Raw genomic sequence first — 19,280 nt, 5'->3', positions numbered from 1 at the left:
ATGATCCTATGAGCGCCATCAACGAGTTGCTGTCGCGTGCCGAGCAATTGGCACGGAGCGGGAATCTCGCCGGCGCGCTGCAAAGCTATGACGAGGTGCTGGCGCTTTCGCCCGAAAATCCCAGGGCGCTCAATGGTCTGGGCAACCGGGCGCTGTCGCGCGGTGACGGCAAGGCAGCGGCGGCCTATTTCGAGCGTGCGGTGCGCAGCGACCCGAAGGCGCCTCCCCTCTGGCTGAACCTGGCGCTGGCCCGTCGGATGTGCGGGGATGCGCAAGGGGAATTGCAGGCGCTGGACGATGCGCTGACGGTAGATCCGTATTTTGTGATCGCCCTGCTGCAAAAAGCGCAATGGCTGGAGCGGTACGGCCGTCGAGCCGAGGCCGTTCGCGCCTATCGGGCACTCTTGGATGCCGCGCCGCCGCTGGAAGGATTGCCCCCGGCGATGCGGCAGGCGTTGGAGCATGGCCAGGCGCTGGTAGATGCCGACAATGCGGCGCTGGAAGCGAATATCCGGTCGGTTGTGGGCGAGGACGCGACTGGTTCTGTGCGCTTCGACCACGCGCTGGAGATCATGGCTGGCAAGCGGCAGGTCTATCATCCCAAACCGGTCGGTCTGCATTTTCCTTATCTTCCGCCGGTTCAGTATTTCGACCGGGCGCTCTTTCCCTGGTTTGCGGAACTGGAAGCGGCGGCGCCGGTCATCCGCCGGGAATTGGAGGGCTTGGTCGCCGCGGGCCATGCGGGTGCGCCTTATGTTCGTATCGCGGCGGGGCAGCCCGAAAACCAGTGGAAGGATCTGAACAACTCGCTCGACTGGAGCGCGATGTTCCTGTGGCGGGACGGCAAGCCGGTGCAGGAGGTGCAGGCCCAGTGTCCGATGACGGCGGACCTGTTACGGCGCATCCCCATGTTGGACATTCCCAACCGGGGGCCGACCGCAATGTTCTCTACGCTCCAGCCACACACCCGGATTCCCCCGCACCATGGCGTCACCAATGTGCGGTCGGTCGTTCACCTGCCGCTGATCGTACCCGAGGGATGCGGTTTCCGGGTCGGTTCAGAAACGCGACACTGGCAAGAGGGGGGCGCCTGGGCATTTGACGACACCATCGAGCATGAAGCCTGGAATGACAGCGGCCAAACCCGCGTCATCCTGATCATCGATGCCTGGAACCCCTATCTGACCGAAGCGGAGAAGGACCTCCTCCGCAAGGCCAACGAGGCTATGCATCAATTCGGTCAGGGTCAGGTTTGAGCAGCCGTTTGAACACGGGCTCGTGCCGCCTCGAAAATCACTCTCGCGAATTTTGAGACCGCCTCGGGCGCATCATTTCTCGCGCAGGACGCGCACGGCCTTGGACTTCATTTTCAACCAGTAGCTGCCCATGGCGCCGGTCTTGACCGTGACCGGCTGGCCCACCCTGGGGAAGATCGCTTCATCGTCGGTCTGGCGCCAACGCATCCCGTTATCCAGGGTAAATTCCCACTTGTTGATGCTCAACTGACGTAGACCGGAGATAACCGCCTCGACCTGCGTAGGCGTATCGGCGTCGCTGCCCGACAGGAACGGGATCTTGATGCTGCCAAAGCCGAACAGGTCGCGCTTGGCCTCCTTGATCTGGGCTTCATCCGCAACGACCAGCTTGCCCGAGTCCGCGGCCTCGGACAGCGCGCGACTCTGTGTGTCATAGCATTGCAGGCGGTCGGTCGGGTTCGCAATGTCACGGCAGGCAATCAGAGCCCGGAAGGCCTGCGCGTCGCGCTTGACTTCGGCCCGGCCGGGCGCCGCCTTAGCCGTGCCGATTGCGATCATGGAAAAAGCCAACGCGGCTAAGGGGCTGATACGCATAAACTGCCGGTTCCTCGATTGATCTTGAAAGGCGATGGTCCGCGCGGGGGCGATTCGCGTCAACAGCCGTCATCGACTGTTGCACTATTGCGACACCGGTGTGGCGATCACCGCGTGACGGCCGTTTGTCGCTTTACAGCGATGTTGCACACGCAGCAATGTAAACGCATTCGACCTTTCAGGATCGATAATGTCCGGATTCCCATCGCAAAGAGCCAATGTGGCCGATGAAGGGGACCGTTGAAGAAGGGGTATTGCTAGTGATCAATCGTCTGTCCACTGACGTGGCACTGCGTTGTGGGACCGGAACGTTCGCAATCGCGCTGGCGCTTGCGTCGTCGCCCGCGTTCGCGCAGGCCGCTCCGCCGACCACCGCCGTTCCCGCCGCGCAGGAAGCTGCTGGCTCGCCGCAGGGCGAGGTTGTCGTTACCGGATCGCGTATCGCCCGGCCGGACCTGGAAGGCACCAGCCCGGTGTCGGTCGTGAGCGCTCAGGACATCGCCCTGAAGGCCGGTTCGACCAACATCGAAAACGTCCTGAACGACCTGCCGCAGGTGACCCCGACGACTTCGTCGACCTCGAATAACCCCGGCGGCGGCGTCGCCACCGTTAACCTTCGTGGCCTCGGTTCGCAGCGCACCCTCGTGCTCGTCGACGGTCGTCGCTACATGTCGTTCGACGTCACGCAGGTCGTCGATCTCAACACCATCCCGGCTCCGCTGATCAGCCGCGTCGACGTCGTGACTGGTGGTCAGTCGGCCGTTTACGGTTCGGACGCGATCGCGGGTGTCGTCAACTTCACGCTGAAGCGTGACTATTCGGGCGTCGAAGCGGGCACCAGCTACAACGTGACCGAGCGTGGCGACGGCCAGATCTGGGACGTCTATGGCCTGATGGGCGCCAATTTCGATGACAATCGTGGTAACATCACGATGTTCGTCGACTATACCAACCGCAAGCCGACTTTCGCGGGCCAACGTGATTTCTCGACCAACGCGCTCAGCGATAACCAGGACGGTTCGCCGCTGTTCTCGGCGGGCGGTTCGGGTTCGATCCCGCAGGGCCGTATCCGCGTGCCCGGTCTGAACGCCGCTCTGAACAACGGTTGCGGCACCGGCGCGAGCGCCGCGTCCGCCTATCAGGTGTTCAACCCCAATGGTTCGTCCAAGTGCTACACTGCAGCGGACGGCTACAACTTCAACCCCATCAACTATCTCCAGGTGCCGCAGGAGCGCTTCCTGGTCTCGGCGATGGGCCAGTATGAAATCAACGAGCACTTCACGCCGTATTTCGAGACCCAGTTCGCCAACAACCGCGTGAACGCGCAGCTGGCGGCCACCCCGATCAGCCAGGGTACGCCGTTCGGCTCCAATGGCGTTGCCGGGGCATTGAACCTTCAGGTCAATTCGCCTTTCTTGGACCCCTCGGTGCAGAACGCGCTGCGCACGCTCGATACCGACGGTAATGGTTACGTGACCGTTCCCCAGTGGAACTATCGCACGACCCAGCTCGGCCCGCGTATCAACCAGGACGACCGTAACGCGTTCCGCATCGTCGCGGGTATGAAGGGCGACATCGGCGCCGGCTTCAGCTATGATGGCTACTACATGTATGCGCACACCAAGAATGCGCAGCGTCAGGACGGCAACGTCGCGATCGATCGCTTCTTGGCAGCAACCAACACCGCGTTCCAGGCACCCGACGGCACGATCAGCGCCGTCCCGGTCACCGGCGGAACCCTGGTCTGCGCGTCGGCATCCGCCCGGGCGGCCGGTTGCGCGCCCGCCAATATCTTTGGTCAGGGTAATCTGAGCCAGGCTGCGCTCAACTATATCGGCGTCGGTGCTACCAATCTCGAGGAATACACCACCGAGGTCGCCAGCTTCGCGGTGACGAACCCGAGCCTGTTCGATCTGGGCGCTGGCGGCGTTGGTCTGGCGGCCGGTGCGGAATGGCGCCGTGAAGCCGGTTCGGTCACGCCGGACCAGTATCTGTCGTCGGGCAATGTCGCGGGCTTCAACCCCGGCCAGCCGACCAGCGGCAGCTACACGGTTCGCGAATTCTTCGGCGAGCTTCGCGTGCCGCTGTTGTCCGACACGTTCATCCACCGTCTGGAAGTGAATGGCGCCGCGCGTCAGTCGCATTACTCGAACGGCCCTGGCGACGTGTTCACCTGGGCAGCGGGTGGTGAACTCGCGCCGATCCGTGATTTGACCTTCCGTGGTCAGTATCAGCGCGCAATCCGTGGCCCGAGCGTCAGCGAACTGTTCTTGGGCAATACGGTCAGCTTCAACGGCAATGCCGACCAGTGCGGCACGGCGACCGCGGTGTCGAACACCCAGCTCAACGCGATCTGCCGTTCGCAGTTCGCTGCGGCTGGTGCCCCGGTCAACCTGATCGGCAATGCCGGCATCCAGGGCACCGACGTCAACCCGCTCACCTTCACCGGCGGTAATCAGAACCTGAAGGAAGAGCGTGCGGAAACCTACACCTTCGGCGGTGTGTTCCGTCCGTCGTTCCTGCCGCGCTTCTCGCTGACGGTCGACTATTACAACATCAAGATCAGCGGCTATATTGGGACGGTCTCGACGCAGACGATCGGCGATCTCTGCTTCAAGAGCTTCAATCAGGCCTATTGTAACCTGATCACCCGCAACTCGGCCGGCCAGATCGAGACGTTCAGCTCGACCAACCAGAACACGGGCGGCCTGAAGACCTCGGGCATCGACATCAACGCCGGTTACACCCAGCCTCTGGGTGCGCTGCTCGGCGCGGACGATGCGCGTCTGTCGTTCAGCTTCGCCGGTACGAAGCTGATCAAGAACGACTTCACGCCCGTGATCGGCGTTCCGACGGTCATCAGCTGTGCGGGTCGCTTCGGCGCGCAGTGCGGTGTCCCGACCCCCGAATGGCGCCACACGCTGCGCACCACCCTGGGTCTGGGCGCGATCTCGGCGTCGCTGCAGTGGCGCTATATGGGGCCGGTCACGGACGACAATCCTGCGGTCACCTACGCTTCGGAGCGCTTCGGTGCGACGAACTACTTCGACCTGACCACGACGTTCGACGTGAACGAGCACTTCCAGATGAACATGGGCGTGAGCAACCTGTTCGACAAGAATCCGCCGCTGGCGGCGTCCACCCAGAATGGTGGCAATGGCGAACAGTCGAACACGTTCCCGACCTTCTACGACGTGCTGGGCCGTCGCTTCTTCGTGAGCGGTCGCGTCCGCTTCTGATCGAAGTCGCGTGAGTAAGATGGGGCGGTGGTCTTCATGGCCGCCGCCCCATTTTCGTTTAGGGCTGGCGACGATACGCGATCCGACACCGCGGTCTCTCAGCGTTATTCAGAAACGTTTGCGGCCGATCCTACGCCAGAAGATATTTCTGTCTGCGCTGTCAGCCTGCTGCGCGCTTGCGGTTCATGGTCGTGCGGCTGCAATCATCCGCGAAAGCTCCCAGCCGCCGCGATGCCGAAACAAGTTTTCCAGCAGTTCCAACGTTTAACAGATATGTTATCTTTGGATTTTGTTCGCCATAATTTTCTATCGAGAATTTGCTGCTAAATATAATTACATTATGGTGTAATTGCTGAGGAGTGCACGACACCATTCGAGGTGTGTTGGTGTATTAATGCAATAGTTGTTGACGCCATTTTGTCAAATCACTGAAATATAGCGCTTTTGAAATATAAGGATTTGAATAGGCCATTGCGGTGTGGCTTTCGTGCCCATCGATCTCTCTAAACCGCATGATGTAACAAATGTCATTTGTGGCGGTTTGTCACTTTGGTGAAATATCCCCTGCATCCGCTCCATCGTGAGGGCGGAAAATAGCGGTCGGCACACCGACCGACAGAGGGGCTTAGACGCGATGAGAAATGGTAGCTTCTTGCGCAGCACGCTGCGCGGGGGAACGGCGGCGTATGCTTTGGCGATGCTGGGGGCTGGGGTCGGCATGGTGGCGCTGTCCGCACCGGCGGCGGCGCAGGACTATACCACCGGTGCGATCACCGGCACGGTGGTGGATGCGGGCAACAAGCCTGTGGCAGGGGTCAAGGTGACGCTGCGCTCGCTGGCGCAGAACCAGTCGCGGACCTACACGACATCGGCGACCGGCGGTTTTTCCGCGGTCGGCCTGACCCCGGGTCAGTATCAGCTCACGGCCGAGGGCGACGCCTATCGCACGCAGAGCGACACGATCCAGATCGCACCCGCACAGGAAAGCCGCATCACGGTGACCGTGACGGCCAAGGACGCGCCCGCCAACGAAGTCATCGTCACCGGTCAGCGCATCCGCCAGGATTTCACCAAGACCACGACCGGCCTGAACCTGGACGTGGTGGCGACGGCGGCGCAGCTACCGATCGCGCGTTCGGTCACCGCGCTGACCTTGTTGGCGCCGGGCGCGGTGCAGGGCGCTCCGGGCTTTGGCAACGTGCCGTCGCTCGGCGGCTCGTCGGTGGCCGAGAATGCCTATTATATCAACGGCCTGAACATCACCAACCCGGACACCTATGTCGGGTCGGCGCGAGTGCCGTTCGACTTCTATCAGACGGTCGACGTTCAGACCGCTGGCTATGCGGCCGAGTTCGGACGGGCGACGGGTGGCGTCATCAACGCCACGACCAAATCGGGCTCCAACACCCCGATGATGGCGATCCACGGCAATTTCGACGAGACCGGACTGCAATCGAGCAGCCCGAATATCGGAACGCCGACCAACCCGTCGAACATCGGTCGCCTGGCGCATACCGCCACCCAGGCGCTGAGCATCGAAGCCGGTGGCCCGATCATCAAGGATCATATCTTCCTCTATGGTCTGTACCAGGCCAACGACATTGTGGGCAAAGGCGCGTCGCCCATCTCCAACAACTATTTCCGGTCGATCAGCACCGATCCGTTCTACGGCGGCAAGCTGGATATCTATGCGACGCCGACCCAGCATCTCGAATTCACGATGTTCGACACGCGCCAGACGACGCGCACCGATAACTATACCTTCACGCCCAACGCCAGTTTCACCGGTGGCACGCCCGGCGTCTACACCGGCAGCCAGAAGTACAAGCAGGGCGGCTTCAACTGGGTGGGGCGCTATACCGGCAGCATTACCGATTTCTTCCAGATTTCGGGTGCCTACGGCATCAATCGCGACTCGAACGACTCGATGCCGCTCGACACCTCGTCCTATTATGTCATCGACCGCCGTACCGCGACGACCGGCGGCCTGGCCAAGACCATCTCGGCCCAGCCTTATAGCGGCAATGCGATCAACGATACGCAGCGCAAGTTCTGGCGGATCGACGGAGACCTGCGTTTCGAGATCCTCGGGCGTCACCATGTCCGCTTCGGCCTGGACAATGAGGATGTCAGCGAGACGAAGATCACCACGCTGAACGGCGGCCTGCCGATCCAGTATGACTATCGCGATATCGGCGTGCGGCTGATGTACGAGCGGCTGGGCGGGTTCGTTTCGGGCAATGACCGCGCTTATTATGTGCAGGATAGCTGGGAGCCCGCGCGCGGCCTGACCATCAACCTGGGCGTGCGCGACGACGAGTTCCAGCAGTCCAACCTTTCGGGCCAGCGTTATCTGTCGCTGAAGGACAATATCGCGGCGCGTGTCGGGTTCAGCTGGACGCCGGGCGGCGACTCGCGGTTCCGCTTTATCGGCAGCTATGGCCGCTATTTCATCCCGCCCGCGATGAATCTCGGCTTCCGTGGCCGCGACCTCTATTTCCGCGAGTATTTCGCCTATCCCACCGGTTATACGGCGGCGAATTTCCCGGTCGATGTGCAGACCGGCTTGCCGCTGCTCAACCTGGGGCCGGCACTGACGACGCTGGGTGGCTCGGGCTATTCGTCCAACTGCCCGACGAACATCTCGGCGGCACCGGGCAATCCGGTCAACGGCCAAGGCACCTGCCTGATCTTCGGAGCGGGCGTGCAGGACCCGGCGGCGGCCAAGATGGCGGTCGGGGCCAAGCCGACCTATGAGGACGAATTCGTCCTGGGGGCACGGTTCCGGGTGAGCGAGCTGTTTTCGGTCGGCCTGACCGGCACCTATCGCAACCTGGGCCGTGTGTCGGAAGATACCGACTTCGCGCCATTCCTGGCGAATTACTATTGCAACGGCGGTGCCAATGCCTCGGCCAGCCAGTGCGATTTTTACCAGAACAACAGCGCCTATTATATCTGGAACCCGGGCCGGTCGTCGCAGACGGTGCGCGACTGGGTCGACCCGACCAAGACGGTGACACTGACCGGCCTGGCCTTCCCCAATCCGAAGCGGCAGTACAGTTCGCTGGTGTTCGACTGGAAGCGGGCGGATGACGGCATCTGGTCGCTCCAGGGCTCGATCACCGTGGCGCGCTCCTATGGCAATTACGAGGGCACGGTGAAGTCTGACGCCGGTAACGGTGCGCAGTCTGATGCCGGCTCGACGCAGGATTACGACTATCTGGGGCTGACCGATTATTCGACCGGCCTGCTGCCCAATGACCGAACCTTCGTGTTCAAGACCTTTGGCAGCTATCACGTCACCGACAATCTGTCGTTCGGCACCAATGTGCTGGTCCAGTCGCCGCAGCGGCTGAGCTGCATGGGCTATCACCCGACCGATGCCAATGCGGCGGGTTACGGTGCGTCGAGCTTCTACTGCGCCTATGGGCCGCTGAACGCGGCGGGCAACTATACCGCGACGCAGCCCTCGCCGCGCGGCACCGGCCTGAGGACGGACTGGGTGAAGCAGATCGACCTGTCGTTCCGCTACGTCCTGCCCCAGTCGCTAGGCTTCAACCGCTTCGTGGTGCGGGCGGATGCGTTCAACATCTTCAACTCGCAGCCGATCACGCAGCGTTACGTGCAGCACGAAAACCAGAAGGCGGGCAACCAGTACACGCCCGATCCGCTGTACGGCACGCCGCTGGGCTATCTGACGCCGCGCTCGGTGCGGCTGGGCTTCGACATCCTGTTCTGATCGAACGGGTCGTCGTCCGCCTTGGGGGGCGGGGGAGAGGGGAGCGAGGGCCGTGGGCCTTCGCTCCCCTTTTTTCAGGCGACCGACAGCGCCAGCTTGCCGTCGCCTTCATCCACGGTAACGGTCGACCCGTCCTTCACGTTTCCGCGCAGGATTTCCTCGGCCAGCGGGTCCTGCAGGTGGCGTTGCACCGCGCGGCGCAAGGGCCGTGCGCCATAGACCGGGTCGTAACCCACCCGGCCCAGCCATTCGCGGGCGGCGTCGGTCAGGTGCAGGCTGATCTTGCGATCGCTGAGCAGCTTGGCGACACGGCCGACCTGGATGTCGACGATCGGGCCCATATGGCTCTGGCCCAGCCGGTGGAACAGGATGATCTCGTCCAGCCGGTTGAGGAATTCGGGGCGGAAATGACCGCGCACGATCTCCATCACCTGCGGCTCGACGCTCTCGACGCTCTGCCCGTCCTCGACCGCCGCCAGATACTGGCTGCCCAGGTTCGAGGTCAGGATGATGAGCGTGTTCGAGAAGTCGACCGTCCGCCCCTGACCATCGGTCAGGCGGCCGTCGTCCAGCACCTGGAGCAGCACGTTGAACACGTCGCCATGCGCCTTCTCCACCTCGTCGAACAGCACGACCTGATAGGGCCTGCGCCGCACCGCCTCGGTCAACACGCCGCCTTCCTCATAACCGACATAGCCGGGAGGGGCGCCGATCAGCCGGGCGACGCTGTGCTTCTCCATGAACTCGCTCATGTCGATGCGCACCATCGCGCTGGGATCGTCGAACAGAAATTCGGCGAGCGCCTTGGTCAGCTCGGTCTTGCCGACGCCCGTCGGGCCGAGGAACAGGAAGCTGCCCAGCGGCCGGTTCGGGTCCTGGAGCCCGGCACGCGCGCGGCGGACGGCGGTGGAGACGGCGCGGACCGCATCCTCCTGTCCGATCACACGCTTGCCGATCACCTCCTCCATGCGGAGCAGCTTCTCGCGCTCGCCCTGCAGCATCCGGTCGACCGGCACGCCGGTCCAGCGGCTGACCACGCCCGCGATATCGTCGGCGGTGACTTCCTCGCGCAGCATCGCGCCTTCGGTCGCGGACTGCGCCTCGGCCAGTTGCTTCTCCAGCTGCGGGATGCGGCCATAAGACAGCTCACCCGCTTTCGCGAGGTCACCGCTGCGCTGCGCCTGGTCGAGTTCGATGCGCGCCTGGTCGAGCTGTTCCTTCAGCTTCGCCTCGCCCGCGATCTTGTCCTTCTCGGCCTGCCAGCGCTGGGTCAGCGCGTGCGACTGTTCCTCGAGATTGGCGAGTTCCTCCTCCAGATGGCCGAGCCGGTCGATGCTGGCGGCGTCGCTCTCGCGGCGCAGGCCCTCGCGCTCGATCTTCAGGCGCAAGATGCGGCGGTCGAGCGTCTCGATCTCCTCGGGCTTGGACTCCACCTCCATGCGGATGCGGCTGGCGGCCTCGTCCATCAGGTCGATCGCCTTGTCGGGCAGGAAGCGGTCGGTGATGTAGCGGTTCGACAGCGTCGCCGCCGCCACCAGCGCGCCGTCGGTGATGCGCACCCCGTGATGGAGTTCGTACTTCTCCTTCAGCCCGCGCAGGATCGAGATGGTGTCCTCGACCGTGGGCTCGCCGACGAAGACGGGCTGGAACCGCCGCTGGAGCGCGGGGTCCTTTTCGACGTACTTGCGATATTCATCCAGCGTGGTCGCGCCGACGCAGTGCAGCTCACCGCGTGCAAGGGCAGGCTTCAGCAGGTTGGAGGCGTCCATCGCCCCGTCGCCCTTGCCCGCGCCGATCAGCGTGTGCATCTCGTCGATGAACAGGATGATGTCACCCTCGGCGGCCTTCACCTCGTCCAGGACGCCCTTCAGCCGCTCCTCGAACTCGCCGCGATATTTGGCACCGGCGATGAGGGCACCCATGTCGAGCGCCATCAGCTTGCGGTCCTTCAGCGTGTCCGGCACGTCGCCATTGGCGATGCGTAGCGCGAGCCCTTCGGCGATGGCGGTCTTGCCGACGCCGGGTTCGCCGATCAGCGCGGGGTTGTTCTTGGTTCGGCGCGCGAGGATCTGGATGGTGCGGCGGATTTCCTCGTCGCGTCCGATCACGGGGTCGAGCTTGCCGTCGCGCGCCACTTGCGTGAGGTCGCGGGCGAACTTCTTCAGCGCGTCATAGCGGTCCTCCGCCCCCGCCGTGTCGGCGGTGCGGCCTTGACGCAGCTGTTCGATCGCGCCGTTCAGGCTTTGCGGATTCACCCCGCCCGCCGCCAGCGCCTTGCCAGCCGCATTGGTCGAGGCCAGCGCCAAAGCCAGCAGCAGTCGCTCGACGGTGACGAAGCTGTCGCCAGCCTTTTGCGCGACCTGTTCGGCCTGGTCGAGCACGCGGACCAGATCATTGTCGAGGCCGGGCGACGACTGCGCGCCCGAGCCGGAGACGGCGGGGATCTTGGCCAGTGCCGCATCGGTCTCGCGCTCGACGCGCTTGGCATCGCCGCCCGCCGCCTGGATCAGGCCGGACGCCATGCCCTGATCGTCCTCGATCAGTGCCTTGAGGAGATGTTCGGGGGCGATCCGCTGATGGCTGTTGCGGATCGCCACGGTTTGCGCGGCTTGCAGAAAGCCTTTCGCGCGGTCGGTGAATTTTTCGAGGTTCATCTGGGGTTCCTGTCGCTTTCCAGGTCAGATGGTGTTGCAATTTGGCAACACAAGGGGTTGGCGCAATTTCACTAGCCGCAACATGGGACGGCCGTTTCGATAACGAAAGGGTGTCCATGAAAAGCTTGCGAATTCCGTTCGTCGGACCGGGATTGCGGTCCGCCGCGCGCCCGCTATGCTCGGGCCATACACCGAGTGGGGAGACTCAACAGATATGCGTATCAAGTCCGTGGCGCTGACCGGCGCCGCCGCCCTTGCGTTCGTCGTGCCGGGGCAGGCCGTGCTGGCCCAGGCCACCAACGCCGCCGCGACGGCGAAGCCCGCGCCCGTCTCGACCCTCGTGAAGGCGGTCGACATCCCCTATCAGACCTTCACCCTGAAGAACGGGCTGCGCGTCGTCGTCCATACCGACCGCAAGGCCCCCGTCGTCGCGGTCAGCGTCTGGTACGATGTCGGATCGAAGCATGAGCCCAAGGGCAAGACGGGCTTTGCGCATCTGTTCGAGCATCTGATGTTCAACGGCTCGGAAAACGCGCCGGGCGACTTCTTCGCGCCGCTCAAGTCGGTCGGTGCCACCGACTATAACGGCACCACCTATTTCGATCGGACCAATTATTTCGAGACGGTGCCGACCGCCGCGCTCGACCGCGCGCTGTTCTTGGAATCGGACCGCATGGGCTATTTGCTCGGCGCGGTGACGCAAGGGGTGCTCGACGAGCAGCGCGGCGTCGTCCAGAACGAGAAGCGCCAGGGCGATAACCAGCCTTATGGCCTGACCCAGTATAAGATCACCCAGGGGCTGTTCCCCGCCGACCATCCCTATGGCCACACCACGATCGGTTCGATGGCCGATCTGGACGCCGCCTCGCTCGACACGGTGAAGGACTGGTTCCGGAGTCATTATGGCCCGAACAACGCCGTGCTGGTGCTGGCGGGCGATATCGACGTCGCCACCGCCAAGCCGCTCGTCGAGAAATATTTCGGCGCGATCAAGCCGGGGCCCAAGAGCGTGCTGCCGACGGTCACCATTCCGACGCTGCCCGCGCCCGTCAACGAAGTGATGAAGGACCGCGTGGCGGCGGTCATGATCAGCCGCAACTGGGCAGTGCCCGGGCTGAACGATCCCGAGACGGCGTCGTTGGTCGTGGCGGGTTCAATCCTGGGCGGGCTCGCCTCGTCGCGGCTCGACAATATCCTGGTCAAGCAGGAGAAGCTGGCGGTTCAGGTCTCGGCGGGCGACCGTCCCTTCTCGCAGGTCGGCATGTTCAACATGACCGCGATCGTGCGCCCTGGCGTTGATCCTGCGCAGGTCGACAAGCGGATGCAGGAAATCCTCGCCGATTTCCTGAAGAACGGCCCGACCGCCGATGAGGTGCAGCGCGCCGTGACCCGCTTCGTGTCGGGTCGTGTCCAGGGGCTGGAATCGGTCGGCGGCTTTGGCGGCAAGGCGGTCGCGCTGGCGGAAGGCGCGCTCTACTCGAACGATCCGGGCAAATATAAGAAGCAGCTGGAAGGAATCGCGGCGCAGACGCCCGCGACCGTCAAGGCGGCGGCGAACAAGTGGCTGTCGCGTCCGGCCTATACGCTGACCGTCGTGCCGGGCGCGCGCGATGCGTATGAGGAAGCCAAGGTGCCGCCGCGCGCCGATGTTCCCGCCGCCCCCGACCAGCCCGCCAAGGGCACGCGCGGGGCCTTGCCCGATGTCGGACAGGTCAAGCCGCTGAGCTTCCCGGCGGTCGAGCGCAGCCGCCTGGCGAACGGGATCGAGCTGATCTACGCGCAGCGCACCGCGGTGCCGGTGACGCAGATCGCCATGTCCTTCGACGCCGGGATCGCCGCCGACGTGCCGGGCAAGCTGGGCACGCAGCGCATGGTGCAGTCGATGCTCGATGAGGGCACGACCCACCGCAACACCATCGCGATCGCCGAGGAGCAGGAGCGGCTGGGCGCGACGATCGGGTCGAGCGCGTCGAACGACCGCACCGTCGTCGGGCTGGACGTGCCGAGCGCCAATCTGGTGCCCGCGCTGGACCTCTATGCCGATATCGTCCGCAATCCGGCCTTCCCCGATCCCGAACTGGCGCGGGTGAAGGCGCAGACGCTGGCGGGCATCAAGCAGGAACTCACCAGTCCGCAGGGGCTGGCCGGCCGCGTCCTGCCGCCGCTCGTCTATGGGCCGACCAGCCCCTATGCCAAGGCGCAAGGGGCGGGCGATCCTGCCGCCGTGGCGGCGATGACCCGCGAGCAGCTGGTCGCGTTCCAGCAGGCCTGGCTGCGTCCCGACAAGGCGAAGATCTTCGTCACGTCGGACCGTCCGCTGGCCGAGGTGAAGGCCGCGCTCGACCTCGTGTTCGGCGACTGGCGCGGCACCGGCGCGGCGGGCGTGAAGAACTTCGCCGCGGGCCAGCCCTCGGCACCCAAGATCGTGCTGGTGAACCGTCCCGACAGCCCGCAGTCGATCATCTTGGCGGGCGCGCCGACGGCGCTGAAGGGCACCGACAACCTGCTGGTCCAGAACACCGCCAACGACGCGCTGGGCGGCAGCTTCCTCAGCCGGATCAACACCGATATCCGTGAGAACAAGCACTGGTCCTACGGTGTGCGGGGCGGCTTCCAGACGTCGGAATTCGCCGCGCCCTATATCATGTCCGCCCCGGTCCAGGCGGACAAGACCGGCCCGTCGATTGACGCGCTGCGCACCGACGTGGCCGAATTCCTGACGACCAAGCCGATGGACCAGGTTGAATTCGACCGTGCGATCACCGGTGCGATCCGCTCGCTGTCGGGCAATTTCGAGACCTCGGGCGCGGTGCTGTCGGCGATGCAGGCCAACGACCTGTATCGTCGCCCGGACAATTACTATGCGACGATCACCCAGCGTTATCAGGCGATGACCCTGCCGGAGCTGAACAAGTCGATCCAGGCGGCGTTGAACCCCAAGAGCTTCGTCTGGGTGGTGGTCGGCGATGCCAAGACGGTCAAGCCGCAGCTCGACACGCTGGGCCTGCCCGTCGAGGTGATCGAACCCTCGGCGGTCGTCGCCGCTCCGGCAGCGCAATAAGGGAGAGTGAAAATGGCCGATATTGACGGGACCTGGAACTGCATCGTCAAGTCGCCGCTGGGCGACCAGGAGATGACGCTGACCGTCACGACCGAGGGCGACCGCTTCACCGGTTCGGGCGGCGGCCAGATGGGCGCGATGGATATCGAAGGCGACGTGTCCGGCAACACGATCCGCTGGAAGATGTCCATCTCCTCGCCGATGCCGATGACGCTGGACTGCGAAGCGACCGCCGATGGCGACACGCTAACCGGTTCGGTCGGCGCGGGCGCGTTTGGCAGCTTCCCGCTGTCGGGGACGCGCGCGGGGTAATCTACGCGCTTGAGATGGGGGAAGGGCGGTGCGTCATGGGGCGCGCCGCCCTTTTTCTTATGCCGCCCATTGCCAGATAACCGGTTCAATTCCGGTCCAATTCCGTTACGCTGCGCCGGACAACCACAAAGGGGACGGGCATGATCGATCGGCGGCATTTCCTGGGAGGCTCGGCGGCCTTGGCCGTGGCGGCGGGTAGCGAGGGTGTCGTGGCCCAGAACACGCCCTCCCGCCAACTGACCGCGTTGTTCGACACGCTGGTCCAGGAGCAGCTTCGCCGCAGCCCGGAAGCCGCGACCAACCTGGGCCTCGACACCGGCGCCAATGCCGATCTACGCAGTAAGCTCTCCGACCAGTCGCCCGCCGGAATCGCGGCGGCGAAGGCCGCGACCCGGGCCGACCTGACCCGGTTGGAGGCGATCGACCCCGCCAGCCTGTCGCCCGAAGAGCGGATCGACCTGGAGTCGGTGCTCTACACCCGCCGTTCGGCCCAAGCCGTGCAGGCGTTCGACTTTGGCGGCAGTTCCTATGGCCCCAGCCCCTATGTCGTGTCGCAGCTCTCCGGCGCGTACCAGTCGGTTCCGGACTTCCTCGACACCAAGCACAAGATCACGAGCGCGGGCGACGCCGACGCCTATCTGATGCGGCTGCGCGCCTTTGCCTCGCAGATGGACGCGCAGACCGAGCGGATGCGCCATGATGCGGGGCAGGGCGTGGTGCCGCCCGACTTCATCCTCGACCTCGCGCTGGAGCAGATGGCCAAGAGCCGCCAGCCCGCGTCCGACGCGCTGGTCGTTCAGTCGCTGGCCCGTCGCGCCACGGACAAGGGGCTGGGCGACCGTTATGCGCAGCAGGCGACCCAAATCTACGACGCCGAAATCCTGCCCGCGCTCGACCGCCAGATCGCCTATGCCAAGACGCTGCGGGCCAAGGCGACACATGACGCGGGCGTGTGGAAGCTGCGCGAGGGCGCGGCTTATTATCCGGTGGCGCTCAAGGCCAATACGACGACCAGCTTCTCGCCCGACGAGGTGCACCGCTTCGGCCGCGAGCAGGCGGCGATGCTGTCCGCCCGGCTCGATACGCTGCTCAAGAAGCAGGGTTTCACCAAGGGGACGGTCGGCCAGCGCATGGCCGCGCTCTACAAGAACCCCGACCAGCTTTACCCCAATACCGATGAGGGTAAGCGCGCGGCCATCGCCTATTGTAACGCCCGGCTCGACGCGATCCGCACCCGCCTGCCGCAGGTGTTCGAGCGGATACCGCCTTACGGCTTCGAGGTGCGCCGCGTGCCGCCCCAGACCGAGGCGGGCGCGGCGGCGGCTTTTGCGCAGGGGCCCGCGATCGACGGCTCGCGCCCCGGCCTGGTCTATTTCAACCTGAAGGACAGCGCCGACTGGCCCAAATTCTGCCTGGCGACGACCGTCTATCACGAAGGCCTGCCGGGCCATCAGATGGAGGGCGGTCTGGCGCTGTCCAACACGCGACTGCCGCTGATCCGCAAGATCAACGGCTTTTCGGGCTATGGCGAGGGCTGGGCGCTCTATGCCGAGCAGCTGGCGGACGAGATCGGCATGTATGACGACGATCCGCTGGGGCAGCTGGGATACCTCAAGTTCCTGCTGTTCCGCGCCAATCGCTGCGTGGTCGACACCGGCCTTCATCACCTGCGCTGGACGCGCGAACAGGCGATCCGTCACTTCGTCGAGGCCGAGGGCGAGGCGGAGGGCTTCGCCACCCGCGAGGTCGAGCGCTACTGTGTCAATCCGGGCCAGGCGGCGAGCTACAAGCTGGGCCATTCGGTGTTCGTCGACATCCGGGATCTGGCAAAGAAACAGAAGGGCGCGGCGTTCGACCTGAAGGCATTCCACACCGCCGTGCTGCGCCATGGCCGCGTACCGCTCGACGTGCTGCGCCGGATCGGGGAGGAGTGGGCCAAGGCTTGACCGGACGGGGCATCGCGGTGATCTTCCTGATGGGAGAACATCGCGATGCAGGGCGGCTTTTCGTTCCGGGAGGACAGGGGGAAGCGGCGGACGGCTGCTGTCGCCACCACGGCGGTGCACGCCGCCTTGTTGGCGCTGCTCCTGTGGGGACCCCGACCGTTGTCCATCGCGGCACCGGAGTCCGATGCGCTCGCCGTGTTCGACGTGCCGCGCTTGCCCGATCCGCCACCCATCCCCGTTCCACCACCGGCCACCAGGCCTGAGCCGGTCAAGCGGGAAAGCCAAGTCGTTCGCCCGACCGCCGCTGGCGGGTCGCCCCGTCCCGCGCGGGCGCCCTTGGCCGAACAGGCCGCCCCCGCCGCATCGACACCGGCGCATTTCGATCCGGTCGATCGCCTGGCTCCGGCGTCGGATATCAGCGCGGAGCTGCCGCTGCGCATCGGTGTGGCAGCGTCCGATAGTCGGGGGACAGGGATCGCCAGTGGTCAGGGAACTGGCGGCGAAGGGCGCGGCACCGGTAACGGACGCGGCGATGGTGATGGACCCGGGGCAGGACGGTTACGTTTCGCGCTGGCCGAATGGATCGAAAAGCCGCCTCAGTCCCTGATCGACGAAGCCTTTCCGAAGATGGCCCGGTTCGGCGGGGTGAGCGGGGTGGCGGTGCTGCTCTGTGTCGTGCCCGAACCCGGCCGCCCTAAAAGCTGTTCGATCGCAGCGGAGCGGCCCAGAGGGCGGGGCTTCGGCCCAGCGGCATTGGGGCTGTATCCCAATTTCCGCATCCGCCCGGTGATGAAGGGAGATCAGGTCATCCAGCCCGAGGTGCTGGTGCCCGTGACCTTCACCATCCACAAATAGCGAGCGGGCTTAGCGCACCACGCGCGTGATGTGCCCCATCTTGCGTCCCGGCCGCGATTCGCCCTTGCCATAGAGGTGCAGGTGCGTGCCCTTTTCGGTCAGCGCCTGTTCCCAGGCATCGTCGCCGATCAGGTTTTCCATCTCCACCCGCGCCCCCGTCAGCGAGGTATCGCCCAGTGGCAGGCCGCAGATCGCGCGGATGTGGTTCTCGAACTGAGAGGTTTCCGCACCCTCGATCGTCCAGTGCCCGGAATTGTGGACGCGCGGTGCCATCTCGTTGAAGACGGGGCCGTTCTCAGTCGCGAAGAACTCGCAGGCCAGCACGCCGACATAACCCAGTTCCTCGGCGATGCGGATCGCGAGCGCGGTCGCCTCCTCGGCCTGGGCGAGGATTTCGGCGGGTGCGGGCAGGGTCGAGCTGCGCAGGATCGCGTCGCGATGGACATTGTGCGGCGGGTCGTAGCGGACCGCCTGCCCGTCTTCGCCACGCGCGATCAGGATCGAGAATTCGTGGCTGAAGTGGATGAACCCCTCCAGCACGGCGGGGCCGCCGATCGCTTCCCAGGCGGCGGGCGCTTCGGCGAGGTCGCGGATCAGCGCCTGGCCCTTGCCGTCATAGCCGAACCGCGTGGTCTTCAGGATGGCGGGGCAGCCGATCCGCTCCAGCGCGGCGGTCAGGTCGGCGGCGGAGTTGACCGCGGCCCAGGGGGCGGGGCGGCCGCCGACCTTTTCGACGAAGCTCTTCTCGGCGATCCGGTCTTGCGCGACGCGCAGCGCGGCGGGCGCGGGGTGGACGGGCAGGCGCTCCGCCAGCCATTCGACCGGCGTCACGTCGACATTCTCGAACTCATAGGTCACGACGTCGCAGGCCGCGACGAAATCGGCCAGCACCACCTTGTTGTGGTAATCGGCGCGGGTCAGCGACGAGGCGGTCTGCGCCGCCACGCTTTCCTCATCGGGAGCCAGCACATGGGTGCGATAGCCCAGCTGCGCCGCCGCCACCGCCAGCATCCGGCCCAGCTGGCCGCCACCCAGAATCCCGATCGTCGAACCCGGCTTCAGCATCATTCTCCGCCCTGTGGATCGTTGGCAACGCTGTCGGTCTGGCGCTTGCGCCACGCCTTTAGCCGCTCGGCGAGCGCCTCGTCGGACAGCGACAGGATCGACGCGGCGAGCAGGCCGGCGTTGATCGCGCCCGCCTTGCCGATGGCCAGCGTGCCGACGGGAATGCCGCCGGGCATCTGGACGATCGAGAGCAGGCTATCCATGCCCTTCAGCGCCTTCGACTCGACCGGTACGCCCAGGACCGGCAGGTGCGTCATCGACGCGGCCATGCCGGGCAGGTGCGCCGCACCGCCTGCCCCTGCGATGATGACCTTGATCCCGCGATCGGCGGCGCCGGTGGCATAGTCGTACAGCCGCTGCGGCGTGCGGTGCGCGGAGACGACGCGGGTTTCATGGGCGACGCCCAACGCCTCCAGCGTCTCGGCGGCGTGCCGCATGGTTTCCCAGTCCGAAGTGGACCCCATGATGATCCCGACCGACATCATATCCGCATTCCGCCCTGCCCCTGCGGCCCCGGTGCCGAGGGGGAGGGCGCGTGACTAGCTGGCAGGAGCGGAAC

Annotated in this window: 11 protein-coding genes; 7 read left to right on the top strand and 4 right to left on the bottom strand. The window is 65.0% G+C overall.

Annotated elements, in window-relative coordinates; genetic code table 11:
* On the top strand, positions 1 to 1,256 hold a 1,256-nt coding region (locus SSA01S_RS13095), incomplete at its 5' end, for an aspartyl/asparaginyl beta-hydroxylase domain-containing protein (protein WP_156477783.1).
* 72 nt (positions 1,257 to 1,328) lie between these two features.
* On the opposite strand, the gene SSA01S_RS13090 is transcribed toward SSA01S_RS13095, so the two are convergent.
* Positions 1,329 to 1,850 (bottom strand): hypothetical protein, encoded by a 522-nt coding sequence (locus SSA01S_RS13090; RefSeq protein ID WP_156477782.1) that lies wholly within the window; start codon positions 1,848 to 1,850, stop codon positions 1,329 to 1,331.
* Positions 1,851 to 2,110: 260 nt separating this feature from the next.
* Between SSA01S_RS13090 and SSA01S_RS13085 the strand changes: the two genes are divergently transcribed.
* The gene (locus SSA01S_RS13085; RefSeq protein WP_244885683.1) at positions 2,111 to 5,089 is read left to right on the top strand and encodes a TonB-dependent receptor domain-containing protein; all 2,979 of its coding nucleotides are present in this window, start codon (positions 2,111 to 2,113) and stop codon (positions 5,087 to 5,089) included.
* A gap of 634 nt (positions 5,090 to 5,723) precedes the next feature.
* Positions 5,724 to 8,828 (top strand): TonB-dependent receptor, encoded by a 3,105-nt coding sequence (locus SSA01S_RS13080; RefSeq protein WP_082795080.1) that lies wholly within the window; start codon positions 5,724 to 5,726, stop codon positions 8,826 to 8,828.
* Between the two features lie 74 nt (positions 8,829 to 8,902).
* Here SSA01S_RS13080 and clpB read toward each other — a convergent pair whose 3' ends face one another.
* Complete coding sequence (gene clpB / locus SSA01S_RS13075) at positions 8,903 to 11,482, bottom strand: ATP-dependent chaperone ClpB (RefSeq protein WP_061780677.1); 2,580 nt, start codon at positions 11,480 to 11,482, stop codon at positions 8,903 to 8,905.
* A gap of 214 nt (positions 11,483 to 11,696) precedes the next feature.
* Between clpB and SSA01S_RS13070 the strand changes: the two genes are divergently transcribed.
* The 4 genes from SSA01S_RS13070 to SSA01S_RS13055 all read left to right on the top strand — a co-directional run bounded on the left by SSA01S_RS13070 (position 11,697) and on the right by SSA01S_RS13055 (position 17,656).
* Positions 11,697 to 14,543, top strand: coding sequence for a M16 family metallopeptidase (locus SSA01S_RS13070; protein WP_061780676.1), 2,847 nt, complete (start codon positions 11,697 to 11,699; stop codon positions 14,541 to 14,543).
* A 12-nt stretch (positions 14,544 to 14,555) separates the two neighbouring features.
* Entirely contained in the window at positions 14,556 to 14,855 is a 300-nt protein-coding gene (locus SSA01S_RS13065) for a hypothetical protein (RefSeq protein WP_061780675.1), read from the top strand.
* A gap of 140 nt (positions 14,856 to 14,995) precedes the next feature.
* A complete protein-coding gene (locus tag SSA01S_RS13060; RefSeq protein WP_061780674.1) occupies positions 14,996 to 16,801 on the top strand; it encodes a DUF885 domain-containing protein in 1,806 nt (601 codons plus the stop codon).
* A gap of 159 nt (positions 16,802 to 16,960) precedes the next feature.
* Positions 16,961 to 17,656, top strand: coding sequence for an energy transducer TonB (locus SSA01S_RS13055; protein WP_167348920.1), 696 nt, complete (start codon positions 16,961 to 16,963; stop codon positions 17,654 to 17,656).
* A gap of 9 nt (positions 17,657 to 17,665) precedes the next feature.
* Here SSA01S_RS13055 and SSA01S_RS13050 read toward each other — a convergent pair whose 3' ends face one another.
* Both SSA01S_RS13050 and purE read right to left on the bottom strand, forming a co-directional pair.
* Positions 17,666 to 18,721 carry a 5-(carboxyamino)imidazole ribonucleotide synthase gene (locus tag SSA01S_RS13050; RefSeq protein ID WP_061780684.1) on the bottom strand — a complete coding sequence of 352 codons (1,056 nt, stop codon included), beginning with the start codon at positions 18,719 to 18,721 and terminating at the stop codon, positions 17,666 to 17,668.
* A complete protein-coding gene (purE, locus tag SSA01S_RS13045; protein WP_061780672.1) occupies positions 18,721 to 19,206 on the bottom strand; it encodes a 5-(carboxyamino)imidazole ribonucleotide mutase in 486 nt (161 codons plus the stop codon). The genes SSA01S_RS13050 and purE overlap by 1 nt, the downstream gene beginning before the upstream one ends.
* Between the last annotated feature and the right edge of the window lie 74 nt (positions 19,207 to 19,280).

The sequence above is a fragment of the Sphingomonas sanguinis NBRC 13937 genome, assembly GCF_001591005.1.
GTDB lineage: Bacteria > Pseudomonadota > Alphaproteobacteria > Sphingomonadales > Sphingomonadaceae > Sphingomonas > Sphingomonas sanguinis.
This window is presented reverse-complemented; position numbering and strand designations above follow the sequence as displayed.

Coding starts and splice junctions, on each gene's coding strand:
- SSA01S_RS13090 (WP_156477782.1), bottom strand. CDS start 1,850: ATGCGTATCAGCCCCTTAGCCGCGTTGGCTTTTTCCATGATCGCAATC.
- SSA01S_RS13060 (WP_061780674.1), top strand. CDS start 14,996: ATGATCGATCGGCGGCATTTCCTGGGAGGCTCGGCGGCCTTGGCCGTG.
- SSA01S_RS13070 (WP_061780676.1), top strand. CDS start 11,697: ATGCGTATCAAGTCCGTGGCGCTGACCGGCGCCGCCGCCCTTGCGTTC.
- purE (WP_061780672.1), bottom strand. CDS start 19,206: ATGATGTCGGTCGGGATCATCATGGGGTCCACTTCGGACTGGGAAACC.
- SSA01S_RS13050 (WP_061780684.1), bottom strand. CDS start 18,721: ATGCTGAAGCCGGGTTCGACGATCGGGATTCTGGGTGGCGGCCAGCTG.
- clpB (WP_061780677.1), bottom strand. CDS start 11,482: ATGAACCTCGAAAAATTCACCGACCGCGCGAAAGGCTTTCTGCAAGCC.
- SSA01S_RS13065 (WP_061780675.1), top strand. CDS start 14,556: ATGGCCGATATTGACGGGACCTGGAACTGCATCGTCAAGTCGCCGCTG.
- SSA01S_RS13080 (WP_082795080.1), top strand. CDS start 5,724: ATGAGAAATGGTAGCTTCTTGCGCAGCACGCTGCGCGGGGGAACGGCG.